Origin of the sequence: Arthrobacter sp. W4I7, assembly GCF_030816215.1 — a bacterium.
GTDB lineage: Bacteria > Actinomycetota > Actinomycetes > Actinomycetales > Micrococcaceae > Arthrobacter > Arthrobacter siccitolerans_A.
This window is the reverse complement of record NZ_JAUSXU010000001.1, coordinates 755,180-780,988: the sequence shown is the minus strand read 5'-3', so window position 1 is coordinate 780,988 and position 25,809 is coordinate 755,180. Positions and strand designations below refer to the sequence as shown.

At 65.8% G+C, this 25,809-nt stretch carries 27 protein-coding genes; 13 read left to right on the top strand and 14 right to left on the bottom strand.

From position 1 onward, the window contains the following. Nucleotides 1–2 precede the first annotated feature (2 nt). The 9 genes from QF047_RS03605 to QF047_RS03565 all read right to left on the bottom strand — a co-directional run bounded on the left by QF047_RS03605 (nucleotide 3) and on the right by QF047_RS03565 (nucleotide 7,730). Nucleotides 3–341, bottom strand: coding sequence for a hypothetical protein (locus tag QF047_RS03605; protein WP_307274052.1), 339 nt, complete (start codon nucleotides 339–341; stop codon nucleotides 3–5). 14 nt (nucleotides 342–355) lie between these two features. Further along, the gene (locus tag QF047_RS03600) at nucleotides 356–763 is read right to left on the bottom strand and encodes a four-helix bundle copper-binding protein (RefSeq protein WP_307274049.1); all 408 of its coding nucleotides are present in this window, start codon (nucleotides 761–763) and stop codon (nucleotides 356–358) included. Between the two features lie 150 nt (nucleotides 764–913). Further along, nucleotides 914–2,047 carry a glycosyltransferase gene (locus QF047_RS03595; protein ID WP_307274046.1) on the bottom strand — a complete coding sequence of 378 codons (1,134 nt, stop codon included), beginning with the start codon at nucleotides 2,045–2,047 and terminating at the stop codon, nucleotides 914–916. Further along, nucleotides 2,037–3,368: a family 1 glycosylhydrolase gene (locus tag QF047_RS03590; protein WP_307274045.1), complete on the bottom strand. Its 1,332-nt coding sequence runs from the start codon at nucleotides 3,366–3,368 to the stop codon at nucleotides 2,037–2,039. Before QF047_RS03590 ends, QF047_RS03595 begins: the two co-directional genes overlap by 11 nt. Then, nucleotides 3,365–3,664 carry a DUF6752 domain-containing protein gene (locus QF047_RS03585; RefSeq protein WP_306635392.1) on the bottom strand — a complete coding sequence of 100 codons (300 nt, stop codon included), beginning with the start codon at nucleotides 3,662–3,664 and terminating at the stop codon, nucleotides 3,365–3,367. Before QF047_RS03585 ends, QF047_RS03590 begins: the two co-directional genes overlap by 4 nt. Then, a complete protein-coding gene (locus QF047_RS03580; protein ID WP_307274041.1) occupies nucleotides 3,661–5,310 on the bottom strand; it encodes a bifunctional 2-polyprenyl-6-hydroxyphenol methylase/3-demethylubiquinol 3-O-methyltransferase UbiG in 1,650 nt (549 codons plus the stop codon). Before QF047_RS03580 ends, QF047_RS03585 begins: the two co-directional genes overlap by 4 nt. Next, complete coding sequence (locus tag QF047_RS03575) at nucleotides 5,307–6,428, bottom strand: SDR family oxidoreductase (protein WP_307281742.1); 1,122 nt, start codon at nucleotides 6,426–6,428, stop codon at nucleotides 5,307–5,309. Before QF047_RS03575 ends, QF047_RS03580 begins: the two co-directional genes overlap by 4 nt. 103 nt (nucleotides 6,429–6,531) lie before the next feature. Continuing rightward, entirely contained in the window at nucleotides 6,532–6,783 is a 252-nt protein-coding gene (locus QF047_RS03570) for a 2-C-methyl-D-erythritol 4-phosphate cytidylyltransferase (RefSeq protein ID WP_307274038.1), read from the bottom strand. 29 nt (nucleotides 6,784–6,812) lie between these two features. Further along, nucleotides 6,813–7,730: a metallophosphoesterase gene (locus QF047_RS03565; RefSeq protein ID WP_307274035.1), complete on the bottom strand. Its 918-nt coding sequence runs from the start codon at nucleotides 7,728–7,730 to the stop codon at nucleotides 6,813–6,815. Nucleotides 7,731–7,899: 169 nt separating this feature from the next. Here QF047_RS03565 and QF047_RS03560 point away from each other — a divergent pair, with 169 nt between their 5' ends. The 4 genes from QF047_RS03560 to ctaD all read left to right on the top strand — a co-directional run bounded on the left by QF047_RS03560 (nucleotide 7,900) and on the right by ctaD (nucleotide 11,301). Next, nucleotides 7,900–8,262 (top strand): hypothetical protein, encoded by a 363-nt coding sequence (locus tag QF047_RS03560; protein WP_307274032.1) that lies wholly within the window; start codon nucleotides 7,900–7,902, stop codon nucleotides 8,260–8,262. A gap of 31 nt (nucleotides 8,263–8,293) precedes the next feature. Then, a complete protein-coding gene (locus QF047_RS03555) occupies nucleotides 8,294–8,518 on the top strand; it encodes a hypothetical protein (protein WP_307274030.1) in 225 nt (74 codons plus the stop codon). 210 nt (nucleotides 8,519–8,728) lie between these two features. Then, complete coding sequence (locus QF047_RS03550; RefSeq protein ID WP_307281739.1) at nucleotides 8,729–9,547, top strand: cytochrome c oxidase subunit II; 819 nt, start codon at nucleotides 8,729–8,731, stop codon at nucleotides 9,545–9,547. Next, complete coding sequence (ctaD, locus tag QF047_RS03545) at nucleotides 9,547–11,301, top strand: cytochrome c oxidase subunit I (protein ID WP_307274027.1); 1,755 nt, start codon at nucleotides 9,547–9,549, stop codon at nucleotides 11,299–11,301. The genes QF047_RS03550 and ctaD overlap by 1 nt, the downstream gene beginning before the upstream one ends. 207 nt (nucleotides 11,302–11,508) lie before the next feature. Here the strand turns inward: ctaD and QF047_RS03540 are convergent, their stop codons facing one another. Further along, nucleotides 11,509–12,393, bottom strand: coding sequence for a manganese catalase family protein (locus tag QF047_RS03540; RefSeq protein WP_306635401.1), 885 nt, complete (start codon nucleotides 12,391–12,393; stop codon nucleotides 11,509–11,511). Nucleotides 12,394–12,451: 58 nt separating this feature from the next. Beyond that, nucleotides 12,452–12,988 carry a DUF2243 domain-containing protein gene (locus tag QF047_RS03535; protein WP_307274024.1) on the bottom strand — a complete coding sequence of 179 codons (537 nt, stop codon included), beginning with the start codon at nucleotides 12,986–12,988 and terminating at the stop codon, nucleotides 12,452–12,454. 220 nt (nucleotides 12,989–13,208) lie between these two features. On the opposite strand from QF047_RS03535, the gene QF047_RS03530 reads away from it, so the two are divergent. From QF047_RS03530 to QF047_RS03510, 5 genes are all read left to right on the top strand, one after another. After that, nucleotides 13,209–14,357, top strand: coding sequence for a zinc-dependent alcohol dehydrogenase (locus QF047_RS03530; protein WP_307274020.1), 1,149 nt, complete (start codon nucleotides 13,209–13,211; stop codon nucleotides 14,355–14,357). A 39-nt stretch (nucleotides 14,358–14,396) separates the two neighbouring features. Continuing rightward, a complete protein-coding gene (locus QF047_RS03525) occupies nucleotides 14,397–15,026 on the top strand; it encodes a hypothetical protein (RefSeq protein ID WP_307274018.1) in 630 nt (209 codons plus the stop codon). Beyond that, complete coding sequence (locus QF047_RS03520; RefSeq protein WP_307274016.1) at nucleotides 15,023–15,793, top strand: MBL fold metallo-hydrolase; 771 nt, start codon at nucleotides 15,023–15,025, stop codon at nucleotides 15,791–15,793. Before QF047_RS03525 ends, QF047_RS03520 begins: the two co-directional genes overlap by 4 nt. 157 nt (nucleotides 15,794–15,950) lie before the next feature. Beyond that, nucleotides 15,951–16,175 (top strand): hypothetical protein, encoded by a 225-nt coding sequence (locus QF047_RS03515; protein ID WP_307274013.1) that lies wholly within the window; start codon nucleotides 15,951–15,953, stop codon nucleotides 16,173–16,175. Nucleotides 16,176–16,247: 72 nt separating this feature from the next. Next, entirely contained in the window at nucleotides 16,248–17,036 is a 789-nt protein-coding gene (locus tag QF047_RS03510) for a GAF and ANTAR domain-containing protein (protein ID WP_307274011.1), read from the top strand. 15 nt (nucleotides 17,037–17,051) lie between these two features. Here the strand turns inward: QF047_RS03510 and nhaA are convergent, their stop codons facing one another. Both nhaA and QF047_RS03500 read right to left on the bottom strand, forming a co-directional pair. Next, on the bottom strand, nucleotides 17,052–18,392 hold the full coding sequence (nhaA, locus tag QF047_RS03505; protein ID WP_307274008.1) for a Na+/H+ antiporter NhaA: 1,341 nt from the start codon (nucleotides 18,390–18,392) through the stop codon (nucleotides 17,052–17,054). An 80-nt stretch (nucleotides 18,393–18,472) separates the two neighbouring features. After that, nucleotides 18,473–19,147, bottom strand: coding sequence for a PAS and ANTAR domain-containing protein (locus QF047_RS03500; RefSeq protein ID WP_307274006.1), 675 nt, complete (start codon nucleotides 19,145–19,147; stop codon nucleotides 18,473–18,475). A gap of 287 nt (nucleotides 19,148–19,434) precedes the next feature. On the opposite strand from QF047_RS03500, the gene QF047_RS03495 reads away from it, so the two are divergent. Together QF047_RS03495 and QF047_RS03490 are read left to right on the top strand one after the other, a co-directional pair. Next, nucleotides 19,435–21,603, top strand: a complete 2,169-nt coding sequence (locus QF047_RS03495; RefSeq protein ID WP_307274004.1) for a heavy metal translocating P-type ATPase — start codon at nucleotides 19,435–19,437, stop codon at nucleotides 21,601–21,603. 101 nt (nucleotides 21,604–21,704) lie between these two features. Then, nucleotides 21,705–22,316 (top strand): DUF305 domain-containing protein, encoded by a 612-nt coding sequence (locus tag QF047_RS03490; protein ID WP_307274001.1) that lies wholly within the window; start codon nucleotides 21,705–21,707, stop codon nucleotides 22,314–22,316. Nucleotides 22,317–22,469: 153 nt separating this feature from the next. Here the strand turns inward: QF047_RS03490 and QF047_RS03485 are convergent, their stop codons facing one another. Further along, nucleotides 22,470–23,690: an FAD-dependent oxidoreductase gene (locus tag QF047_RS03485; RefSeq protein ID WP_307273998.1), complete on the bottom strand. Its 1,221-nt coding sequence runs from the start codon at nucleotides 23,688–23,690 to the stop codon at nucleotides 22,470–22,472. 180 nt (nucleotides 23,691–23,870) lie between these two features. On the opposite strand from QF047_RS03485, the gene QF047_RS03480 reads away from it, so the two are divergent. Both QF047_RS03480 and QF047_RS03475 read left to right on the top strand, forming a co-directional pair. Then, a complete protein-coding gene (locus QF047_RS03480; RefSeq protein WP_307273996.1) occupies nucleotides 23,871–24,527 on the top strand; it encodes a low molecular weight phosphatase family protein in 657 nt (218 codons plus the stop codon). Nucleotides 24,528–24,618: 91 nt separating this feature from the next. Further along, nucleotides 24,619–25,734, top strand: a complete 1,116-nt coding sequence (locus QF047_RS03475) for an LCP family protein (RefSeq protein ID WP_306635425.1) — start codon at nucleotides 24,619–24,621, stop codon at nucleotides 25,732–25,734. Nucleotides 25,735–25,809: the final 75 nt, after the last annotated feature.

Sequence of the window (25,809 nt, the reverse complement as noted above, 5' to 3'; positions counted from 1 at the left end):
CCTTACCGCGGCTGGGCCGGGTTGGTGGGATCGCCCTGCGACGGCGGATTGATCGGAGGTCCCGGCACGCTGGCCGTCTGCGGGGTGTCCGGCTGGCCCGTGTTGACCTCAGGCGTGGTGGGCGTCCGCGGACCTCTGGGTACGGCGCCGCCCTGCAGGTCATGGAGCCTCTTTTCCAGGATCTGCAGGATGGGCAGGCGGTTCCCGTGGGCCTTCTCGTAGGTGACCAGCTGTGCCACGTCCGCCTCCTCGAGGCCGGAGATCCGGGACGGCAGGGTTCCCGCCGGCAGGTGGTCGTAGTCCGGCAGCGGCAGTTCGCTGTGCTGGGGTACTTCGTTCATGGTTGTTCAGCTCCTTAGGTCAGTGAGGTCAACAGTTCAGCGCACGCCTGTTCACAGCGGCGGCACGCTTCCGCGCAGATCTGGCAGTGGTCGTGCATGTCCGCGTGCTTTTCGCATTCGTCTCCGCAGGCCTTACAGGCGGTCCGGCAGGCTTCCACCAGTGCCCGGGTGATGGTGGCGTCGTACCCGGTGAGCCGGGAAAGCACCTTCCCCGTCGTGGCGCAGATATCCGCGCAGTCAAGGTCGATGCGGATGCACTGGGCCAGGTCCGCCACCATGTCCTCGCCGAGGCAGGCGTCGGCACAGCCGGTGCAGGTCTGCGCGCATTCGTAACAGGCGCTGATGCACTCCGAAAGCCTGGTCACATCGATTCCGCCGAGGTCCTTGGGATACGCGTCGATCATGGACCGTATATGGGTCATGCCTGTTCTCCTGTTCCCTGGCTTCTTCGATTCGCCAACCTTTTTGGTAAGTACACTTACTTGTTTCACGGTACCGGGATGGGCGCCGCTGGTACAGGGGCAAGATTCCCCTCCCACCAACCCGACCAGCGGCGGCACGGCAACGCCGCGTCAGGCGCTGGCCTCGGCCCCCACCGGTTCAGGCTCCAGGGATCCGTGGGCAAACACTGATTCGGCCATCTGGGCGGCGATCGCATCCCAGTGGTATTGCTTCAGCAACTCGCGGGTCTTCGCTTTCGGCCCCCGCGATGGATCCCGCCGGCCGAGAGTCCGGCACAGCGCCGCGAAGTCCGCACCGTCATCGCGCAGGTGCACCACCCCGGGGAAATCGGCGACGACGTCCGGCACCCGCGTGGAGACCACCGGAAGGCCGGCCGCCAGGTACTCGAGCGTTTTGGTGGGGCTGATGGAGCGGGTGGCCTCGTTCAGCGCGAACGGCATCAGCGCCACGTCCAGCCCGGCCATCGCGGCGGGCAGGTCCGCATAGCAGGTGTAGCCTTCGTAGCTGATGTTGGGTGCCTGCGGCAGGCTGGCCGGATCGATCTTGGCCACCGGCCCGTACATCCTGATATCCCACTCCGGGAGGGCGTTCGCCAGGTCCGCGATCAGCGCGAGGTCCAGCCGTTCGTCCAGGACGCCCACGTATCCGGCAACGGGACGCTGCCCCGGAACCCGGGGCTCCGCCGTCGGGAGCCTGTAATGCTCCGGCTCCACGCCGCTGGGAAAGAGGAGGGTGTCCGTGCGGCCCTGCCGCACCATGGAGCGGTGGAGCGAGCGGCCCCCGGCAAAAACGACGTCGGCCCGGCGCAGTGCCTGCCGCTGCCTTACCACCAGTTCGGGCGGGGCGTCCTTGAAGGCGGCGAGATCGTCCATCACGTCGTAGACGAGCGTGGTGGGGTTCAGGGCGAGGGCCAGTTCCAGCGCCAGCGGCGTGTACAGCCAGACCACGCGGTCGCCGGCAGGCGGCCCCACCAGTTCAGGCAGCTGCGCGATGTAGTCCGGCAGGACGTCGTCGAAAAAGCCCACGTGGTGGCCCTGCTCCGGAATCTCCAGCCAGGCGCGGTGGAGGCCGTCCACCTGAATGTGGTTCATCCGGTTTGGTCCGCTGAATCCCGGCGACGGTGTGAGCGGCTCCTCCACATACCAGGTGGAACAGCGGGAACCCAGCCGGGAGACCAGGTGCTGGGGACGCTGCCAGACCCAGTCCCAGCGGAGGTGCGACAAAACAATCAGTTCACTCGGCATTGGCTATCCTCAATTCCATTCGTGTCTCCGTGCGGGGAAGGCTGTTTCCCTGATCCGCTTCAGGGGCCGGTATCCACTTCCAGTGGGACATCTGGGACTCATACCCGCGCAGCCACGTGGCAACCGGTTCGCCCAGGGTGTACGCCGGCAGGTCCTTTGCGGGCATGCCGGCCGCGGCTTTCGTGTAGGTTTCTGACATCACGGACGGCTGCCGCGCCAGCTCCTGGTCCAGCCAGAAGACGCCCACGGGGTCGATGTGGCCGTCGCTGCGGAACAAGAGCGAGTCCCAGTCCGTGGAGTCGATCACCGGGAACCAGCACAGGCCGTCCAGCGGCACCCCCATGTGCCGGGCCCGTTCGCACTGCTCCAGGACGTACTTGAACCAGGTGGCCCGGTCCGAGGTGCGGCCACGGACATTGGTTTCGGTGAGCAGGCATGGCAGCCGGTACCGGTCCCAGTACAGGTAGATCTGTTGCGCCAGCGGCAGGGGGTGCGGGGTGTTGGGCGTGCCGCCCTTGTCATCGAAGTGCCACTGGCAGTGGGCGTAGTAGTCCAGGCCCAGCACGTCGATCCGCCCCGGTTCCAGGCCCTGCAATTTCCCGCCGCCCGCTTCACGAAGCAGCTCGGCCATGGGCCCGTCCGGGTCATAGCCCGTGCCGTTGAACCTGCCCAGGAAAGTGTCCAGCACCAGGAACCGGCGCTCGTTGGCCATGGTGGCGTAGGCGCTTCCGCCGGCCCCCTCCCCGGTGTGGTGTTCGCAGCTGTCCACCCACACATGCTTGGCGCCCGGCAGCAGCTCCTCGTAAGCGCGGCTGGCCTCCGCTACGGCCGGAATTACGTTGAGAATCTGGGCCACAAAGTTGTCCAGGCCCTTCTGGTAGGGCGGCCAGATGCCCTCATGCCCCGTGAGGAACAGGGTGGAGAACGGCTCGTTAAAGAGCGTGTACTCCTCCACCCACGGATAGCGCCTGGCGAACTCTTCTGTGTACCGCAGGTAGGCGGCGCGGAAGCGCGGATCCGCGAAGCCGCCCTCCATCCACCGGGGATAGCTCGTGTGGTGGACCAGGTCCACGATGGGCCGGAAGCCGTGGTCGCGGAGATAGTGCAGCACCTTGTCCGTGTCCTGCCAGTTCAAGACACCCTCTTCAGCCTCCACCCGGTGCCAGCGGACGGGGTATCTCAGCCTGCTGATTCCGCACTTGGTGAGCAGCGCCAGGTCCTGCTTCCACTGGACATCGTGCGCAGTGGATTCGAAGATGTCCTTGTCGTGCCTGGGGAGGTAGGTACTCTCGAACGCGCCGATGATCTCGATTCCGCTCATATGCCGGCGCCTTCGCCCTGCAGAACGGGATTTTTGGCGCTCTCCGTAGTTGCAGCGCTGCCAGGGCTGTCCGCGCTGCCAGCGCGGCCGGCCAGGTGCTCGTACACCAGGTCCAGCAGTTCCGCGGCCCGCAGGTTCAGCCGCCGGGATTCGTCCAGGTCCCGGTCCAGCCGGGCAACCTCGGCACGGAGCTCGGCGATGTCAGTTGCGGCGATGGCCAGCCGCAGGTTGATCTCCTCCAGCGGGTCCTCCAGGGGCTCGTGCTCGTGGATGGCGTCAATCAGGGGATCATTCATGGCATTGCCCTCACTTTCAATCGGCTGGCAGGTACGGCGCCTTCTTCCCGGCGCCCGTTGTGTGGTGTTACATCTTCCGCTTCAAGCCCCAGCCCGGCGAGGCTGGACTTCAGCTCTGCCAGATCCACTGGGGCGTGGAACCGGCAGCCCGGAAACGGCGGCGCGGACTCTCCCGGCTGGACTTCCAGGACCGCCTCAGCCGGTGCGTCCTGGTTCCTCAGCAGGTGCCCGATCAGCGTCAGCGTGTTCTCCCGGCCCTGCCCGTTGAGGGAATTCAGCAGCAGCCGCGCGTACACGTGCAGCGGGCCGGCCCCCTGATGGGCTAGTTTTGCCAGCGGGGCGGTCTCGCGCAGGGAATTGAGGTTGACCCTTTCGCCGCGTAACGAGCCGGTGCCACCGTGCGGGACATGCAGGTTCTGAACCGCAGGCCGGCTGTAGTCCACCGCCACCACGTGGTGCCCCTGCTCCGCGAAGTGCCGGGCATCGGCGCCAAGGCCGCAGCCCAGCTCCAGGATCCGGGAGCCAGGACGGAGCCCGCCGGCCCAGTCCTTCGCGAAAGCCGACGGTTCAGACCAGGACGACGGCGTGTGCCCGGCACCCTGCCCGGCGTCGCCGCGGAGCAGCCCCCTGTGGTGGTCCTCCCAGTTCTCCCGGTCCCCGTCCAGGCTGCCCAGCCAGTTGTCGTAACGACGGCGGGCCGGCGGCGGCGTGGTGAACCGGAAGGCCGGGTCAGGGGTCCGCCAGGTGCGGCCATAGATCGCCGCCAGCATTTGCTCCGGCTCCGCCGGGGCAGGCAGTTCCCTGCCGTTGATGGTGAGGCTGCGGAGCGGGAAAATCTTCACCGTCCCGGCGCGCTCGCGGGCGTGGAACGTGCCGTGGAACCAGCCATCAACCAGGAAGTAGGTGAAGATGTCCAGGTAGAACCGGTCCGTGCCGTCCGCCGTCGGGAACAGCAGCTGCAGGTGCCCCGCCGAGTGCCGCACCGTTTCGTAGCCTTGGGCGTGGAGGGCCCGTTCCAGCTCGAAGCCCTCCAGCGCGATGTCCGACGGGTTTTGATGCCGGCTCAGGTAGGCCAGGTCCACGTCGTCGTCGCCGGGCATTACGCGCCCATCGCGAACAGGTCCCAGGAGGGTGCCGCCGGTAACGAACAGTTCCTGCCCGCGGCCGCGCAACCACTCCACCAGCCGGCAAGCCTCATCCAGGGCTTCATCGATCAGGTACGCGCGCTCGCCGGCGAAGTTGCGCCCGATGCGCCCCCACTTGTTGACGATCTGCGGGATACCCGTGCCGGCTTCCTCGAGCGCGAACTGGTGCGGTGCGTCATCAAAGGCGACGGTCGCCGTCGTACTCAGCGGCAGTCCGTCCTGGAGCACTGAGAGCCGCGCCCATCCCGTGAGCCTCCCGGCGAGGGCCGCAGGCCAGTCGATGACGGACACATCCGGGCCGGGCGTGACGGTTTCGCCGGCACGGACGTTCCAGATGGGCCTGCCTCCGAGCAGTATGGACAACGTGGCGTCCGCCGGGATGGGCGGGCCCTCCAGCCGCAGCGATCGCCGGTCCGCCTGGAGCCGGTGGCTGTGGTTCCGGGCGTTGTGGCCCTGGGCGGCGTGGGCCTGGGGCGCGTGCGTCTCGACAGCCTCGCTCATGGTTGGGCCACCAGTTCCGGGTCCTTGGACGGGTCCGTGTACGGCAGGCGGACGTCCACCACCTGGCCGGTCATGGCCGAGGCCAGGACCTGGATGCTCGCCCCGGCAACTGCCGCCGCGGGCAGCAGCGATCCTTCCGCTTCCACCCCGAACGCCCTGGTCCGCATGGGGGTGGCGGTCCGGCTGGGGCTGATGCAGTTCACCCGGATGCCGTCCGTGCTCCATTCATCCGCGAGCGCCTGGGTGAGGTTGACGATGGCCGCCTTGGTGGCGGAGTAGACCGTGTAGTTGGCGCGGCCGCGGGTGTACGAGCTGGAGGCGAAGAGGGTCAGCGATCCCCTGCTCGCCGCCAGGTACTTCTGGGATTCCTGCGCCACGATGAAGGCCGCAGTGAGGTTGACGTCCACATCGTGGTGCAGCTGCTCATCGGTCAGCTGCGCGAGCGGACCCACGCTGAGCACGCCGGCCGTGAGGATCACATGGTCAATGCGGCCATGGACGGCGGCAGCCTCGGCGAGCGCCCGCGCCACGCACTGGCGGTCCTCCACATACGTCCCGTTGCCCGTGCGGCTTTGCCCGATCACCGAGGCGCCTTCCGCCTCAAGCTGCTGGACCAGCTCCAGGCCAATGCCCGAACTGGCACCGAAAACCATGACCTTCGCGCCGCGCAGCCCGCCGGTGTTCCCGCCGGGTAGCACGGTCTTGTGCTTGAGCTGGAAAAGCTTGTCCGCAAGGTGGATGTCGATGGGCTGGGTGATCTTGATATTCGCCTCGTCGCCGTCCACCACGAAAATGGGGACATCCGGGCAGTATTTAAGGACAACGGAGCAGTCGTCAGTGGCCGAGAAGTCCGGGTCCTGGTTGGCCCGCTCGTAGGCCGTTGCGATCACGGACATCCGGAACGCCTGCGGCGTCTGGCCGCGCCGCAGTTTGGCCCGGGGCGGCACGGCGCGGATGAAGTTGTGGTCGTCCACTTCGATGATGGTGTCCGCTGACGGAATGGCGGTGTCGACGGCGGAATAAACGTCGAGTGCGCGGATGCAGGCTGTGATGATGTCCTCGTCGAGCAGGGGCCGGACGGCGTCGTGGAAAATGACGTTGGCGTCCTTGTCCGCAATGGCCTCCAGTGCGCGGCAGGAAGTTTCGCTGCGGTCCGCCCCGCCCGGATAGATGCCGGTAACCTTGCTCGGCCTGGCAGCTGCCTTGCCGTCCGGGGTGGAGTCAGCCCCGCTGTGCAGCAGCAGTTTCCCGGGCCTTGGGAATGTAGCCGGGCGCCATCATGACGATGATCTCGTCCACCAGTCCGGAGTGCTCGAACAGCTCCACCGTGTGCTCCAGGCTGGTGCGGCCGGCGATGGGGACAAATTGTTTAGGGATGTCCAGGCCCATCCGGGCGCCGACTCCTCCGGCGAGGATGACCGCCACGTTGCGGCGCCGGGTGCCGGGGGTGGAAGAGGGTGGTTTCTGGTCCATGGCTGGTCCTTTCTTCGAAAAATGGCGGCCTAGCGAAGGCCGGTGGGGGTGCCTCCCGCGTTCTCCGTAGCGGATGGAATGCTGATGGAAGCGGCCTTGAGCCGCTGTTTTGTCTCCTCAGCGGTGATGTAGGAATTCATGCGGGGATACTCGCCCACCGGGACCACTGCCGAGACGAACGTCCTGTTGTGGATGCGGACCAGGTTGTAGGAGCGCGCGCCGGCCAGGCCCTGCATTGCACCGGACGGAAGGGCCAGGTCCTGGTTGTAGCTGGTGGAGGACGCAACGGCCACGGGGATGTTGGCGAATGTTGAAAAGACCGTGTGATGGGTGTGGCCGGAAAGGATGCCGATGACGTCGCTGCCCTCCAGCACCTGGGCCAGGTGTTCCTGGTTCCGCAGCTCGGAAAGCACCGCAAGTTCCTGTACCGGCGGAACGGGCGGGTGGTGCATCACCAGGAGGGTGCCGTCGTCGGCCCTTGTTTCCAGCTCGCCAGCCAACCACTGCAGCTGGCCGTCGGTTATCTCGCCGTGGTGGTGGCCCGGCGTGGAGGAATCCAGGACCAGCACGCGCAGGCCGCCCAAGTGGTAGCAGCGGTCCACGGGAAGCGTCCCCGGTTCCTCGTCCAGGAGCAACTTCCGGAAGTTGGCGCGTTGGTCATGGTTGCCCATGGCCCAGATGATTTGTGCGCCCATCCGCTCTGCGTAGGCCTCGCAGGTGGTGCGCAGCCGGCGGTAGGCCTCTGCGGTTCCCTTATCCGTGAGGTCGCCCGAGAAGATGATGGCTTCCGGGCCCAGGCCGCTTGCTTCGATGGAACTGAGGACCTCCACCAGCCCCGCCTGCGGATCCAGCTCGCCGTACAGCAGCCCTTCTTCCACGAAGTGCGGGTCACTGACGTGGACCAGCACATGGTTGGGGTTTGAGTACTCGGACCGGATTACCTGCATGGGGGCCTCTCAGCAATCCCCACCTCGGCGATACCGGGGCGGGGTGGTGTGCTGACGGGCACTGCTTGCCGTCGAAGGAAGAACATCATAAGCATGCTTATGAACGCATGGGAAGAGTTGCGTGCCCGCACCTTGTACTCACCCGCCCGCCACGAGTAGATTCGGAAGTGTGACGGGGATCATTACCGTCTCCCGCGGCCCTCCTGCAGAGGTTGCGGGTGCAGCTGCTGGAGCAGGCCGGCAGCACTTGGTGCAGAACCGGATAGAGCGTGAAATGCCGTCCTCCCACTTCCAGCAGTTCCTTGATGAAGCCACCACCCCTGACCCTTCATCCGACCACCCGCTGGGGCCTGATTGCCTCTACGGCCTCTACGTCAGCTGGGCATCCCTGCACGGTTTCCGGCCGAAATCGGACCAGGCCTTCCGCGCCGGCATGCTCAGGTGCGGAGTGCATCCGGATAATTGCCGGCTGCATATGACCGGGCCCGCGGCTGCCGATTACATCCTCTACAGCTACCCCGCCGTAGCCTGACTCGGGCTGCCCAGGGCGGAAGGGGACAGCCATGGGATTCGATGTGCACGAGCCGGAGGAACGCAGACACCTCAACCACGCGCTGCTGACAGCTGACATCACTGTTTCAGAGCTCTGGTTGCGGTACTTCAGCATGAGCGGCATGGCCGGCGAGTATGAGGTCCAGGCCTACGTGGAGGGACTCATCTCCCTGCCCGCCCTTCAGCGGAACCTGCTGGCCATGGCCGCCGAGGAGATCGCCAGCGAGTCGGTTTGAGCCCAAGAGGGCGCTTGGTCAGAAACCCTTTCCCTGCGGCTCCGTTCCGCGCTACTGTGGGCTCATCCACTGGCCACGCGCCATGGGACATTGGGCTCATGCAGCTGGGCCTCTGGATCATTTCCGGAGGAGAACCGCGCGGTGAACACCACTCGACGAAACACTTCCAGATGGCGGCGCACGGCCGCCCTGTCCTTAATCCCGGCAGTGATGGCTCTGACTTCCTGTTCAGCCGAGGTCCAACGCGGCTGGCTTCCGGGCGAACGGGACACCACCGACCACACGCCCCTGGTCACAGACCTGTGGGTGAACTCGTGGATTGCCGCGGTGATTATTGGCGCCATCACCTGGGGGCTCATCCTGTGGTGCATCATCGCCTACCGGCGCAAGAAAAATACCGTCGGGTTCCCGCGGCAGATGAGCTACAACCTCCCGTTGGAAGTCTTCTACCTCTCCGTACCGCTCATGATTGTGGGGGTCCTGTTCGTTTTCACTGACCGGGACCAGCGGGCCATGGACGACCGCTTTTCCGATCCCGACGTGGTGATCGATGTCCGCGGCAAGCAATGGTCCTGGGACTTCAACTACGTCAAGGAAGACGCCCATGAGGACCCGGGCGTGCAGGCCCACCTGGACGGCAACTGGGGCGCACCGGACCGGCTGCCCACCCTGTACCTGCCGGTGGGCAAGAAGGTGGAGCTTCAGCTGAACTCCCGCGATGTCCAGCACTCCTTCTGGGTGGTTGAGTTCCTCCAGAAGCGGGACCTGTACCCCGGCGAGAACCAATACAACAGGTACATCAACATCATTCCCACCCGCACCGGGGAATTCACCGGCAAATGCGCCGAGCTCTGCGGCGAATACCATTCCGAGATGCTTTTCAAGGTCCGGGTAGTTTCCGAGCAGGAATACAACAGCCACATCGCAGATCTCCGGGCCAAGGGCAACACCGGTATCCGCGGCGACGAATTCGACCGGAACCCGGCACGACCAGCCCTGGAGCCTGCACAGCAAAGGACGGAACCGTAATGACCACCACCGGCCAGAACCTGGGCGCAACGTCGGCCACCGCCGCACCTTCGGTGGTTAAACGCCCCAAAGGCAGCATGGTTGTCAGCTGGATCACTTCCACTGACCACAAAACCATCGGCTACATGTACCTGATGGCCTCATTTGTGTTCTTCTGCCTGGCAGGCATCATGGCACTGCTGATCCGGGCCGAGCTGTTCGAACCCGGCCTGCAGATCCTGCAGACCAAGGAGCAGTACAACCAGCTCTTCACGATGCATGGCACCGCGATGCTGCTGATGTTCGCCACCCCGCTCTTCGCAGGCTTCACCAACGTCATCATGCCGCTGCAGATCGGCGCGCCCGACGTGGCGTTCCCGCGCCTGAACGCGCTGGCTTTCTGGTTCTTCCTCTTCGGCTCCATCATTGCAACCTCCGGCTTCATCACCCCGCAGGGTGCCGCCTCCTTCGGCTGGTTCGCCTACGCGCCGCTGTCCAACACCACCTTTACGCCGGGGCTCGGCGGGGACCTCTGGGTGTTCGGGCTGGCGCTGTCCGGTTTCGGAACCATCCTCGGCGCCGTCAACTTCATCACCACCATCATCTGCATGCGCGCCCCGGGCCTCACCATGTGGCGGATGCCGATCTTCACCTGGAACGCCCTGGTCACTTCGATCCTGGTGCTCATGGCGTTCCCGCCGCTGGCCGCAGCCCTGTTCGCACTGGGTGCGGACAGGAAGTTCGGCGCCCATATCTATGACCCCGCCAATGGTGGCGCCATCCTCTGGCAGCACCTCTTCTGGTTCTTCGGCCACCCCGAGGTGTACATCATCGCGCTGCCGTTCTTCGGCATCGTCTCGGAGATCTTCCCGGTCTTCAGCCGCAAACCGATCTTCGGCTACAAGGGACTGGTGTACGCCACGATCGCCATCGCTGCCCTCTCCGTGACGGTATGGGCCCACCACATGTACGTCACCGGGGCAGTGCTGCTGCCGTTCTTCGCATTCATGACCATGCTCATCGCGGTGCCCACCGGAGTGAAGTTCTTCAACTGGATCGGCACCCTGTGGGGCGGTTCGCTCACCTTTGAGACGCCCATGCTGTGGAGCCTCGGCTTCCTGATCACCTTCCTCTTCGGCGGCCTCACCGGCATCATCCTGGCCTCACCGCCGCTGGACTTCCACGTCTCGGACACGTACTTCGTGGTGGCACACTTCCACTACGTGGTTTTCGGCACCGTGGTGTTCGCCATGTTCGCCGGCTTCTACTTCTGGTGGCCCAAGTTCACGGGAACCATGCTGAACGAGCGCCTGGGCAAGATCCACTTCTGGATGCTGTTCCTCGGCTTCCACGGCACCTTCCTCATCCAGCACTGGCTCGGCGTGATGGGCATGCCCCGCCGGTATGCGGACTACATGCCCGAGGACCAGTTCACCGGGATGAACCAGTTCTCCACCATCAGCTCCTACCTGCTGGGGGCGTCCCTGATCCCGTTCTTCTGGAACGTCTACATCACCTGGCGCAGGGGCAAGAAGGTCACCGTGGATGATCCCTGGGGCTTCGGCGCCTCCCTGGAGTGGGCCACGTCCTGCCCGCCGCCGCGGCACAACTTCACCTCGCTGCCCCGGATCCGTTCCGAGCGGCCCGCCCTGGACCTGCACCACCCCGAGCTGAGTGTCCGGGATAACCCACCCGCCGACAACCCCGCTGCCAACGTCCTGGGCGCCGCGGACATCGGGGAACGCAACGTCAGGGACCTCAACCCCGAGACGTAACACCCACCCCAAAGCCCCCTGCCCGCCGGTCATTCCTCGACCAGCCGGCAGGGGGCTTCTCCATGCGATATTGACCCGCAAAATACCTTGCGACGCAACAAAACGCCGGCGCATCCGGAATTTCGGCGGCGCCAGCGTTTCAGCGCGTCGGACACTACCCGGGGGACGGCTGCCCGCTGCTGAACAGCCGCCGCCCGCCGTCGCGCTTTACTCCTTGTTGAGCTTGTCCTGAATGGTCCCCGCGGCCTTTTCCATGGTGTTGGGCAGCTCGGTGGTGCCGTAGAAGCGGGAATCAGGGTGCGTGGGCGGCGGCATGGGAACACCGGCCGGGGGCTCTGCCACATAGCTGAACTCGCCAAGGCCGTCCGGCGTGGGGCCCTTGGCCCAGGAACCTTCAGCGGCGGCCTGGCCGTCGGAGAAGTTCCGGTACTGGTACGCGACGTCCCGCATCTCCTTATTGAGGGGGAAATTGCTCGGCACCGGGAAGTTCTCGTTGCCTTCTTCCTGCAGTTCACGGGCCGCGGCAACCCACTGGTTCTGGTGCATGGTGTCCCTGGCCAGCAGGAAGGACAACATATCGCGGACGCCGTGGTCGTCAGTCATGTGGTACAGCCGGGCCACCTGCAGCCGGCCCTGCATCTCGGCGTTGGCGTTGGCCCAGAAGTCGGCGAGCAGATTGCCGCTGGCGGTGACGTAGCTGCCCTGCCAGGGGTTGCCGTTGCTGTCCACAGGCCGGACGCCGGCGCCGGCCACGATGGCTGCCTGAACGTCAGTGCCGCCCACCACGGCTGCCACGGTGGGATCGGCCTGGACGGCGTCGCCGGTGATACCCAGGGGCGCCTTTTCCAGCAGCTGGGCGATCATGGTGGCCAGCATCTCAACATGGCCAAATTCTTCGGCACCAATACCGAAAAGCATGTCCCGGTACTTCCCCGGGATGTGGGCGTTCCAGGCCTGGAACGAGTACTGCATGGCCACGGTAATTTCGCCGTACTGCCCGCCCAGCACTTCCTGGAGCTTGCGGGCATAGACGGCATCCGGCTTATCCGGCGTCGACTTGTATTGAAGTTCCTGCTTGTGAAAGAAAACCATGAGTATGTCCTCTCGACCATCTGGATTTTTGGACCCCGGCCCGATCCCTGATGCCGATTTAATCAGCATGCTTACTATCCTGCGACAGCGGAGCCGATATATCCAGACGTTTGCCTCCCCTAAAAAGAAGCCACCCGCCCACAGCAAGGAGCACACTGATCGCGAGGAAGCCAACATCCCAGGCCAGCGGGCCGCCCAGATCATCCCGCACATGGTGGAGCTGCAGCAGCTGGTGGTTGACCAGGCCCTCGATGACGTTGAAAGCGCCCCAGCCGCAAAGCACAAGCCCGGTGTGGAACCGCCAGCCCGCGGACAAGCGTCCCTGCCGCCGGGCCCTGACTGTGAGGACAGCTGCGGCCACCACCAGCACCCACATGGCGCTGTGAAACAGGCCGTCCGCCAAAGTGTTCAGTTCCAGGCCAGCCACGGTTTTGGTGTTACCGGCCTCGGTGTGGCTGAGCATGTGGTGCCACTGCAGCAGCTGGTGCAGGACGATGCCGTCCACAAACCCGCCTATTCCCATGCCGAAGAGGAAGGCGGGAGCCTTGCCGGGGACTTTCGCGGTCGCTGGCCCAATGCGGTCTTCCCGTGACACTTTCCGCACCCCCTCCTCCGGCGAGCCTTTCACCTGGTCCCTACCCGCCGTCGGCCGCCTTAAGCACGCCGGACCCCGCTGCCGGGTGACGGGTTGCAGAACCCTTGACCAACCCCGCCACCAGGTGGAAACGTAGGGCACGCGGTGCGCCTCCAGCAGCGGGGTGGTTCCAGCAGGCGAGGGAACAGCACTGCGAGCCACGACATCTGAGGTGGCGCTCATGCGAGCAATGGTTTACCGCGGCCCCTACAAAATCCGCGTCGAAGAAAAAGACATTCCCAAGATCGAGCATCCCAACGACGCGATCGTCCGCGTCACTACGGGGGCGATCTGCGGCTCCGACCTGCACCTGTACCACGGCATGATGCCGGACACCCGGGTGGGGATGACGTTCGGGCACGAGTTCGTGGGAGTGGTGCACGAGGTTGGTCCTTCGGTGCAGAACCTCGTCCCGGGCGACCGGGTGATGGTCCCCTTCAACGTGTACTGCGGCTCCTGCTACTTCTGCTCCCGCGGCCTCTACTCCAACTGCCACAACGTCAACCCGAACGCGACGGCGGTGGGCGGCATCTACGGCTACTCCCACACCTGCGGGGGTTACGACGGCGGCCAGGCTGAGTTTGTGCGCGTGCCGTTCGCCGATGTGGGGCCCGCCAAAATTCCGGACTGGATGGACGAAGAGGACGCGGTCCTGCTCACCGATGCGCTGCCCACCGGCTACTTCGGCGCCCAGTTGGGAGACATTGTTGAGGGCGACACCGTGGTGGTGTTCGGCGCCGGGCCGGTGGGCCTGTTTGCCGCGAAGTCGGCCTGGCTGATGGGCGCAGGGCGCGTGATCGTGATCGACCATCTGGAGTACCGGCTGGAGAAGGCCCGTTCGTTCGCTCACGCCGAGACGTACAACTTCGTGGAGTACGACGACATTGTGGTGCACCTGAAAAAGGCCACCGACTACCTGGGCGCCGACGTCGTCATTGACGCGGTGGGCGCCGAGGCAGACGGCAACTTCCTGCAGCACGTGACCGCGGCGAAGCTGAAGCTGCAGGGCGGCTCGCCCATTGCCCTGAACTGGGCCATCGATTCCGTCCGCAAAGGCGGAACGGTGTCCGTGGTGGGCGCGTATGGGCCGATCTTCAGTGCCGTGAAGTTCGGCGACGCGCTGAACAAGGGCCTGACGCTGCGGATGAACCAGTGCCCGGTGAAACGGCAGTGGCCGCGGTTGTTCGAACACGTCCGGAACGGGTACCTGAAGCCCAGTGATATCGTCACCCACCGCATCCCGCTGGAGCACATCGCCGAGGGATACCACATCTTCTCCGCGAAGCTTGATGACTGCATCAAGCCACTCATCGTTTCCACCCCGGCCTGAACCGCCCAGGCATTCCGGACTGAAGGGAAGAGATCCATCATGGCTGTAACACCCACGCCGTACATCGCCGGCAAGCCCGAGCCCAGGGAGTCCGCGGAGCAGTTGCGGGCCCGGATTCCCGGCTGGGGCGTGGACCGGGACCCGGCGGACCGCCCCTCGTTCCCGCGGGAACAGCCGGGCATCCAGACCGGCGCGCACTGGGACTTTCCCGAGCGCCAGCCCGAGGAATGGCCCCGGGAACGCTCCATCGAGCACGCATTCCTTACCCCCGTTTTCGGTACATCGGCCCCGCTTGCCGGGGCATCCGGGGCCATCCGGAAGTACGCCTACGCCCGGTTCAGTGAGGGCCGGGCCGCACACTGGCTGCTGCTGATTGCCGCGGACCGGGTGGACGCGTGGGAACACCACCTGCGTTCGCTGGGCACGCTGCGGCCGGACAACCCCGTCACCGAAACCGGAGTGCTCAGCGAGTTCTCCCGGCATGGTGTCCGCTCCCGGTTCGGGCAAAAGCGGGCCGACGTCAACCACCAATGGATCGATCCTTTCGTAGTGGGCGGACCGTGGGTGCTGGCCGGGCTGGGTGCCGTTGCCGCCGGTCGGCTGCTGTGGCGGGTTTCAGGAGCCCGGCGGGTTTCGGGAGCGCGGCGGGTTTCGGGAGCGCGGCGATGACCCAGGCTGCGGCCGGCCGCGCTTCGTTCACCACCGTGGCTGAGGGCGTCCACCGCGTCTCCGAAGCTTTCGTCAACTTCTACTTAGTGGAAAGCGCCGACGGGCTGACCCTGGTGGATTCCGGGCTGCCGGCCATGTGGAAATCCCTGGAGGATTCCGTTCGGGGACTTGGGCACGGGATGGGCGACATCAAGGCCGTTGTCCTCACCCACGCGCACTTCGACCACCTGGGGTTGGCGCACCGGCTGCATTCCGAATTCAAGGTGCCGGTCTGGGTCCACGGCGGCGACTCGTTTATCGCCCGCCACCCCTACCGGTACCAGCATGAAAAATCCCGTTTTGTGTTCGCGTTGGCCCACCCGAAAGGCCTGCCCGTCCTCGCCAGCATGACCAGAGCGGGCGCGTTGCGGGTGAAGGGCGTGGACGAGCTGACCCTGTTTCCTGCGCAGACCGGCACCCTCCCGGTGCCGGGGCAGCCCGAGGTGGTGTTCTCCCCCGGCCACACGGCCGGGCACTGCGGGCTCTACCTGCGGGACCGGGACGTGCTGTTCAGCGGGGATGCCCTGGTAACGCTTGATCCGTACTCCGGCCGCACCGGTCCGCGCATCGTGGCCGGCGCCGCCACCATGGACAGCCGCCAGAACCTGGACACCCTCACCCAGCTGGCTCAGACGGGGGCTTCCCTGGTCCTGCCTGGCCACGGCGAGCCCTGGACCGGCGGCATCGACGAGGCGGTGGCAGCAGCCCGGCGCGAGGCCGCGTCCTGAATTCGCATACTGCCGAGGCCCTGCCGCGCTGCCGTGCCAGCCCGCCGTCGTGATCCCTCCTGACTGGACACAGAAAAAACACCCGGTTGAAACATTTCAGCAACCTCGGCCGGGCAAGCTGTGACTACGGGGATACAACAGCAGGAGGCACCGCATTATGGAGGCACAAGGAGTACGTACGGGCCAGCTTCGCATCGGCGACCAGATCGAGGCGTGGCACAACGGCAAGCTTTTCCACCGGGGGCGCGTCACCGACGTCGTTCCCGCCCTGGAACTGTTCTGGATCCTGGACGCCAGGACCGGCACGCGCAAGCTGCTGGATCCCGAGGCGCTGGAGATCCGGCACGTCGAGGCGCAAGTGAAGCCGCTGGCCACGGCCTGAGCTACTTTCCCGCGGCGCCCGGAGAAAGTAACCTCTGAAACCGGAAGAAATTTTTGGTGAAGGAGGCCGGGTTTGAGCGAGGACAAGTCCCAGGGTAGTTGGGAGGACGGCGGAGAGCCGTTGATCTCCGCGGAGGACCGCCAACTGCACGAGCTGGTACTCAACAGTGTTGACGTCACGGCGTTCCTCCAGGAACTGGCGGTGCTCACGGCGTCCACCCTGTCCACTCCCTCGACTCAGCTCCACTGCGGCGTGACCGTGGTCAGGCACCGGAAACCAAGCGTGGTGGCCAGCAGCGATGAGCGTGCCCGCTCGCTGGATGAGCTCCAGAACGCCTTCGACGACGGCCCTTGCCTCACCGCCCTCCGGCGGCACGAAATCGTCCTCGTCCAGGACCTCAGAAGGGAGGGGCGGTGGCCCGAGTATGTTGGCGTGGCAAGGGATCAGGGCATCGGACTGATCCTTGCCATCCCGCTGGAACTTGCCGGCGAGGCCGAAGCCGTGGTGAACCTCTACGCGGAAAACCCCGGCAGCCTCTCACCTCTGGACATTGATACTGCCCGGAATTTTGTGGCAAACGCGGCAAAATCACTGCGGTTGGCGCTAAGGCTGGGCAACCTGCGGGATACCAGTGAAGACTTGGCCGCTGCGATGAAGTCCCGGGCGACCGTGGACATGGCGGTGGGCGTGATCATGGCGCAGAACCGCTGCACCCAGGACGAGGCCATCCATGAGCTCAGCCGGTCTTCAGGGGTAAGGAAGACCAGGCTCCGTGACACGGCGGCAGTGGTGGTGGGCGCGGTCAGTGGCAAGGGCTCTGATGCGGCCCGCGAAAGCATTCAGGCCCTCCTCGAGGAGTAAAGGCCCGGGCCTTGCCTAGGGGCGCTCCTGGTACACGTCCGGGATGCCGTCCTGGTCCGCGTCCAGTTTTTCGGCTTCTTCAGCTGCGCGGTACTGGCGGTTCCGGGTCCGCAGCACGGCCGTGGCCAGCAGCGCCGCCAGCAGGGACGCAGTGAGGATTCCCACCTTGGCGTGGTCATCATGCAAACTTCCCTGCCCGAAGCTGAGCTCGGCCACCAGCAGGGACACCGTGAACCCGATGCCGGCCAGGACCGCCACCCCGAAAACGTCGACCCACGTGAAGGACTCGTCCAGGCGCGCCCTGCTGGTTTTCGTCAGAAGCCAGGTGGTGCCCATGATGCCGATCGGCTTTCCGAGCACCAGCGCCACGATGATGCCCAGGGCCACGGGATCGGCCAGGGCAGAGCCAAGCCCTTCCCAGCCGCCCACCGCGACGCCGGCGGAGAAGAACGCGAAGACCGGAACCGCGACGCCCGCCGATATGGGCCGGAACCGGTGCTCGAAGATCTCGGCCAGCCCTGGTCCGGCTTCCGGCCCGCCCGCAGCCTGTGAACGGATCACAGGGATGGCGAAGCCCAGCAGGACGCCGGCCACCGTTGCGTGGATGCCCGACGCATGGACCAGTCCCCACGTCACCACCCCGAGCGGCAGCAGGATCAGCCATGCAGCCGCGGTGTGGCGGCCGAAGAAATAGCGGTACTTGTGCGCCAGGAACGCGTAGATGGCCAGTGGTATGAGGGCCAGAAGCAGCGGCATGGTCTGGAGGTCGCTGGTGTAGAAGAACGCGATGATGGTGATGGCGATCAGGTCATCCACCACGGCCAGGGTCAAGAGGAAGATCCGCAGCGCGCTGGGCAGGTGCGATCCGATGATGGCCAGGACTGCCACGGCGAAGGCGATGTCCGTGGCGGTGGGGATGGCCCAGCCGCGCAAAGTATCCGGGCTGGCGAGGTTGATCAGGGCGTAGATGGCTGCCGGGGCCAGCACGCCGCCAAAAGCCGCAGCCACGGGAACCACAGACTTGCTGAGCTGGCGCAGGTCCCCCGCCACGAACTCCCTCTTGAGCTCCAGCCCTACCAGGAAAAAGAAGATGGCCAGCAGCCCGTCGGCCGCCCACCCACCAAGGCTCAACTCAAGGTGCCAGGGCCCGTAACCAATCTTGAAGTCGCGCAGGGCGAAGTAACTGTCCGACGCCGGTGAGTTGGCCCATACCAAGGCAACCACGGCCGCGACAACCAGCAGGGCTCCGCCCACGGTTTCCTTGCGGAGGATCTCCCCGATCCGCAGGGCTTCGGCATAGCTGCCGCGTCCGAAGATGGTGGAGCGGGTGGGGCCGGAACGGGGCGTTGGGCTCATAAAGTGTCCTCAGGCTTGGCTCGACAAAATTATGCCGACCAGACTTCCCGGCGCACCTTCGATCCATCCTACAGGCGGTACTACCCCGCCCGGCGACGACCGCTTCCCACCAGCCTGCTGTCCTGGGCAATGGCGGCGACGGCGTCGTTCAAGTAGCGGCTTGTCACCTCAGAATTTGCCAGCTTAACGAGTTCGGCTGCCACCACTACCAGCTTGACGTTGCGGTGGCTGCTGGTGCTGACCAGCACCTGAAAGGCGTCATCGGAGTTCATTCTTAGCTGGCCCATCAGGATTCCCCGCGCCTGGTCGATGACGCTGCGAGTGGATGTTGCCCCTGCCACCGCATCACGGGCCGTCTCCTCGGTTTCCCGCCGGAGGGTGGAGGTGAGATCCACCATCACGCCGTCAATGGCTGTGACTTTCCCGGTGGCGTCCACTATTGCCTCGCCCGAGGTCAGCACCCTGCGGGTCCGGCCGCGGGAATCGATAATGCGGTGATACATGCAGAAGTAGCCCCCGGTCCTGCAGACCTGATCAACGATTTCCTGGCAGCGGGCCCTGTCCTCCGGGTGCTTGTGCGAGAACAGCAGTTCCAGGGTGGGGACCACCTCACCGCGCTCGTAACCATGCAGCTGGAACATGCCGTCCGACCATTCAACCTTCCAGCCGTCCAGATCCGCATGGAAAGTGCCGGCAATACAGGGATCGTCACCCAGTGCACTGGAGTATGTGTAGGGACCGCTGAGTTCAGCCACAGAGCCACCTCCGGTCTAATTTTCCAGCCTCACCCAACCAGGGCAGGCACCATTGCCTTGTGACTCAAGTATGGCCATGATGGCGCGTCGCCGCTAGGTGGGATTCCCCCATAGGCTGCAATAACGTGGTCTGCGGAAAGCCGCGCCCTTGACTCTTATACCCCCTGGGGGTATATTTTCGAGTGTTGTCAGTGAAGTGGTATGTCCCGGCCGGTGCAACGCACCCGCTTTTCACAGCCGTTCAACCCCAGCGCCCATTGATCCTTTATCAAGGAATGGAAACTGACATGCATGACATCGAAAACCGCGACAGCGAGGCCGGCCGCGCCCGCACCGAAGCTGTTTCAGCCCCTGCCGCGGCTGCCGCCGACCACGGGCACCATGACCCAGGGCACGCCCATCACGGCCACGGGCACGAAGACCACGGGCACGCACATCACGACGACGACCACGCCGTCCACACCCACGGCCAGCATGCAGGGCACAGCACGGCCATGTTCAAGAACAGGTTCTGGCTGACGCTGGCCCTCTCCGTTCCAGTGGTCTACTTCAGCCCCATGGTGGGCCACCTCCTGGACTTCATGGCACCGATGTTCCCGGGCTCCACGTCGATCCCGCCGGTCCTGGGCACAGTGATCTTCCTTTACGGCGGCCAGCCGTTCCTCAAGGGCGGCCTGCAGGAGCTGAAGGACCGCCGGCCGGGCATGATGCTCCTGATCGGCATGGCTATCACGGTGGCGTTCGTGGCCTCCTGGATCACCAGCCTGGGCCTGGGTGGTTTCGACCTGGACTTCTGGTGGGAACTCGCGCTCCTGGTGGCCATCATGCTGCTGGGCCACTGGATCGAGATGCGGGCCCTGGGTTCAGCGCAGGGCGCCCTCGATGCGCTCGCTGCCCTGCTGCCCGATGAAGCCGAACGCATCACGGACAGCGGCACCGAAACCGTGCCCGTCTCCGAACTCCGCCCGGCTGATCTTGTCCTGGTGCGTTCCGGCGCCCGGATGCCCGCCGACGGCACGGTGGTCCAAGGGCAGGCCGAGTTCGATGAATCCATGATTACCGGCGAATCCAAGACCGTGCCCCGCGGCCCCGGCGATGCCGTGGTGGCCGGAACCGTCGCCACCGATTCGAGTGTGCGCGTCCGGGTTGACGCAGTGGGCGAGGACACCGCACTGGCCGGCATCCAGCGGCTGGTGGCCGAAGCACAGGCATCGTCGTCGCGCGCCCAGGCCCTGGCCGACCGCGCCGCCGCCTTCCTGTTCTACTTCGCCGCGGGCGCCGGCGTCATCACCTTCATCGTGTGGACCCTGCTGGGCAGCATTCCCGAAGCCGTCACCCGGACCGTGACCGTGCTGGTGATCGCCTGCCCGCACGCCCTGGGCCTGGCCATTCCGCTGGTCATCGCCATCTCCACCGAGCAGGCAGCCCGCGCCGGCGTCCTGATCAAGAACCGGATGGCGCTGGAGCGGATGCGCACCATCGACGTGGTCCTTTTCGACAAGACCGGCACCCTCACCACCGGCGAGCCGGAGCTGAAGGACGTGGCGGCGGCGCCGGGCGTGGAGACCGATGAGCTGCTGGCCCTGGCCGCCGCCGTCGAGTCCGACAGCGAGCATCCCGTGGCGCGGGCCATCGTCCGGGCAGCCCGGGAGCGGAACCTGGCCCTGCCCGCGGCGGCCGAATTCGCGTCGCTTACCGGCCGCGGCGTCCGTGCCTCCGTGGACGGCCGCGCGGTGCACGTAGGCGGGCCCGCGCTCCTGCGCGAGCTTGGCGCCGTCGTGCCGTCCGGCCTGTCAGCCACGACGGGCGGATGGATGGACCGCGGCGCGGCCGTCCTGCACGTGATTGACGACGGCGGCCGGGTGCTCGGGGCGGTCAGCCTGGAGGATGCGGTCCGTGCGGAGTCGCGGCAGGCGGTGGCTGCCCTGCAGCAGCGCGGCGTCAAGGTGGCCATGATCACCGGTGACGCGCGGCAGGTGGCCCAGGCCGTGGCCGAGGATCTGCACATCGACGAGGTGTTTGCTGAGGTCCTGCCCGCAGACAAGGACAAGAAGGTGGCCGAGTTGCAGGCCCGGGGCCTTAAGGTGGCCATGGTGGGCGACGGCGTCAACGATTCACCCGCCCTGGCCCGCGCCGAGGTGGGAATTGCGATCGGGGCCGGGACGGACGTGGCCATGGAATCGGCCGGGGTGGTGCTGGCCGGCAACGATCCGCGCGCCGTGCTGTCCATGGTGGACCTGTCCCGGGCGAGCTACCGCAAGATGTGGCAGAACCTGGTGTGGGCCACAGGCTACAACGTCCTGTCCGTGCCGCTGGCCGCGGGTGTTTTAGCCTTCGCCGGGGTGGTGCTGTCCCCCGCTGCCGGCGCGGTGCTGATGTCTGCCTCCACTATCGTGGTGGCTTTGAACGCCCAGCTGCTCCGGCGGATCCGGCTCAATCCGTCCGCGGTGCGCTAAGGAGACGCTCCATCACCTCCTGCACGAAACCCCTCAACGCTCCATCACCTTTCGCCGCTTTTTCGACGACGCTCCATCACCTAGGAAAGAAACCTGTCGACATGAAGTTCAGTTCATTCGCCCTAGCCGGCGTACTCGCGGTCTCGCTCGGCCTTGCCGGGTGCGCCGCCGGGTCCGGAACCTCCAGCGGCGGCATGCATTCCAGCCACGGCAGCTCCAGCCCGGAGTCCAGCATGATGCCCGACGCCAACGCGGACCATAACCAGGCAGACATGGTGTTCGCCCGAATGATGATTCCGCATCATGCCCAGGCGGTGGAAATGAGCGGCACAGTCCTGGCCAAACCCGACCTGCCCGCGGAAGTCACCGCGCTGGCCAGCCGGATCAAAGACGCGCAGGCACCCGAAATCGAGACCATGACCGGGTGGCTCAAGAGCTGGAACGTGCCCAGCACAATGCCGGACCACTCCGGGGACGGCATGTCCGGGATGGTGGACGCTGCAGGCCTCGACAAGCTCAAGGCCGCCCACAGCACCGAAGCCTCCAGGCTCTTTATGGAACAGATGACGGGGCACCATGAAGGCGCTATTGCGATGGCCAAGCAGGAGATCGGTGCAGGCAAATACAATGACGCCATCCAGCTCGCCCGCGACATCGTCACGGCGCAGGAGGCTGAAATTGCGGAGATGAAGAAACTCCTGGCCGCCCTGTAACCGTCCCCTCCCCCAAACGCTCTCTCACTTAATGCAACGAATGGGCGGACGCTCTCTCACTTTCCTTACGAAAGTGAGAGAGCGTCGGCCGGAAAACCGCGTTAAGTGAGAGAGCGTCCCTGTGGGTGGCGGCGCCGCCGGCTTGGTCAGGAGTCAGGCGGTGCGGCGGTTGACGTGTTCGGGCCGGATTCCGATCCCGATGAACCGGGCCGTGATCGGGCGCAGCAGCGGCGAGGCAGCCCGCAGAAGCATCACGAGCCAGCGGGGTGCCACGCGGTTACCGGTGGTAGCCCGGAGGAGCACCCTGTGTCCGTTGCGCTGAAACTGCTGCATGATCTTCACCGGCATCTCCCTCCGGCGCTGCACGCCGGCGAGCTTCCGGACCGGTGCCGTCCCGCCCGCGAGGTCGTCGGCGATGGCGTTGGCCAGGGCGACGGCGTCCTGGATGGCGAAGTTCACGCCGACGCCGAAGATTGGCGACATGGCATGGGCAGCGTCGCCGATGGCAATAAACCCGGGACGGTACCAGCGCCGGAGCCGGTTGATCTGGACGGAGAGGAGCTTCACCTGGTCCCAGTCCGTGAGGTTGCCGACGACGGGTCGCAGGAACGGCGCGGCGCCGGTGATCCGCGCTTGCAGGCCGTCCACCTCCGCCGCTCGAAGCTCGTCAAAACCACCTTTGCGGATCACCATGCCCGACTGGTACCTGTCGCCACGATCAATCGTGAGCACCATCCCTCGAGCAGATATGTATCCGAGGGTTACGGGCGGAGGGCCCGGCGGCTTGGGCAGGTTGAACCACAGCACGTCGATCGGCACGCCGTAACCCTCGGGAGTCAATCCGGCAGCCGTACGGAGGGCAGAACTGCGTCCGTCGGCAGCGACGGTGAGGGTCGCACGGATCTCGATGCCGCCGTCGGACGTGATGGCCCGGACTCCGCGCACCTGGCTGTCTTCGATGATGAGGCCGGTGGCCTCGGTGAGCATGCGGAGCTCGAAGGTGGGGAACGCCGACGTCTCGCGAGCAAGGAAGTTCAGGAAGTCCCACTGGGGGGCGAGGACGAGGAAGTTGTCCGGCGCGGGGAGGGTCCCGAAGTCCACGATGGTGATGCGCCGGCCGTCGACGACGATGTCCAGGCTGGACAGCCTCGTCAGCGGCAGTTCCAGGAACTTCTCGCGCAGCCCGAGTTCGCCGAGCAGGGTGACCGTGGATGGATGCACGGTGTCGCCGCGGAAGTCGCGCAGGAAGTCGCCGTGCTTCTCCAGCACGGTTACCCGCAGGCCGCGGCGCGCAAGCAGGTAGCCGAGCACCATGCCCGCCGGGCCGCCGCCAGCAATCACGCAGTCCCGTTCGATAACGCTTTCCACAGTCATATCATCGTGCCCCTTTGCGAAAGGTGATAGAGCGTTCCCTGGAAACGCGCGAAAGGTGATAGAGCGTTGCCTGGAAACGCGCGAAAGGTGATGGGGCGTGCGGGGTGGGGCGGCCGGCGTCGGGCTGATGCGTGTTAAGTTGAAAAGCACGGACGCATCGGCTGGAAAGAGAAATCTCCCTTGGACTCATCCGCACCAGTAAGAATCCTGACTGTCTGCACGGGCAATATCTGCCGCTCTCCGGTGGCCGAGCGGCTGCTCCAGGCGGGGCTCAACCAGGTGCTGCCAGGCGGTTTCGAAGTGCGGAGCGCAGGAACCCGGGCCATGGTGGGAGATCCCATCCAGCCCATCTCGGCCGACATCATCCGCACATTCGGCGGCGACCCTGAGCAATTCGCCGCCCGCCAGTTGACTCCAAAGATCCTGCGCGGCGTGGACCTGGTGCTGACCATGACGTCCGGGCACCGCGGCGAAGTCCTGCAGCTGGACGCGTCCCTCCTCAAACGCACCTTCACCATCCGGGAGTTCGCCCGCATGCTTGACGTCCTGGACCGGCGCGCCGAGGCCGGGGTTACGGCACCGGAGGAAACGTACGACGACGGCGATCCCCTGGCTGCGAACCGCACCTTTTGGCGGGGCCTGCCGGCGCGGGCAGCCGCAGTGCGCCACTTGTCGCTGCCCGCGGACTCCGCGGAGAACGACATCATCGACCCCTACCGCCGAGCGCCCGAGGTGTACCGGCAGATGGAGGACGAACTCGCGCCGGCGATCGTGTCCGTCCTGCGCCATGCACGCCTCAATGCCCCGATGCCCGGGACGCGGACGGGTTCGCTGTAAATCCCAGATGACAGTTTGGATACGTATATAGCCAGGGAAGGCCTGGCGGGCGGACACTGTTCCCACCATACGCACAATGAGGTGAGGCACAATGAGCACGCCAGACGGTTCTGAACCCTCCGGCAGCACCCCTTCCGGTTCCCATCCGCACGGCCTGGGCTGGGTGGCGCACGGACGGCGGCGCTGGATCGCCGCCCTGCTGGCGCTGGCACTGGTGGCGGTTGCCGTCGTCGCGATCGTTAACCTCAACCGTGCCGGCAGCACCGAGGCGCAGCCCGCCGGAACTCAAAGCGCTTCCCAGACGCCCACCCCCAGTGAGACGCCGTCCGAAACAACCCCGCCGCCGCCACCACCTCCCCCGCCGCCGCCTCCACCCATTCCGGAGCTTGGTGCGGCGGCAATGAACGTCCTGGTGATCGGCAGCGACAGCCGTGACAACGCCCGGAACGCCGCCGCCCACACGGCCGCCACCGGTGAGCCGTTGGACCACCGTTCCGACACGCTGATGGTGGTCCACGTCCCGGCCGACCGGCACACCCTGTACATCGTGTCCATTAACCGGGACCTGTGGGTGGACATTCCGGGCTTCGGCGGCGGGAAAATCAACGCCGGGCTGCAGTACGGCGGCATCGATATGACCACCCAGACGGTGCAGCAGCTCCTGGGCATCACCATTGACCACACCCTGATGCTCGACTTTAACGGCTTCCGGGGCCTGATCGACGGGCTCGGCGGCATCGACGTGAACGTCACCCTCCCCTTCCAGTCCACGCATGAGACCGGGCATGTCTTCGGCCCGGGCGTGAACCACCTGGACGGGCAGTCAGCGATGGAGTTCGTGCGGGAGCGGTACGCCTTTTCCGACGGCGACTTCCAGCGGGTGCGCAACCAGCAGACACTGCTCCGTGCCGTCCTGGCCCGGCTCACTGGCGGGGGCGCGCTGAACGACGTCACCGCGGTCCGCGGGCTGGTGGACTTAGCGTCCTGCTGCCTCACCGTGGACAGGGGCTTCGACCCGGTGCAGGCCGCCATCCTCGCCTACAGCCTGCGCAACCTGGACACCAATGCGATCGGCACCATGACCCTGCCCACCGCCGGATCCGGGTTCGTGGCCGGCCAGTCCGTGCTGTTCCCCGACTACGGCGGCATCAACGCCGTGGGGGCGGCGCTGCGTGAGGGCCGGATCGCGGACTTCGCGGTGCCGTAGGGGGCCGTGCGGTGGCGCCGGGCCGGTTCCCTCCCGCCGTCGTGCGTTATTTTCCTGACCACGGGGGTACGCCGC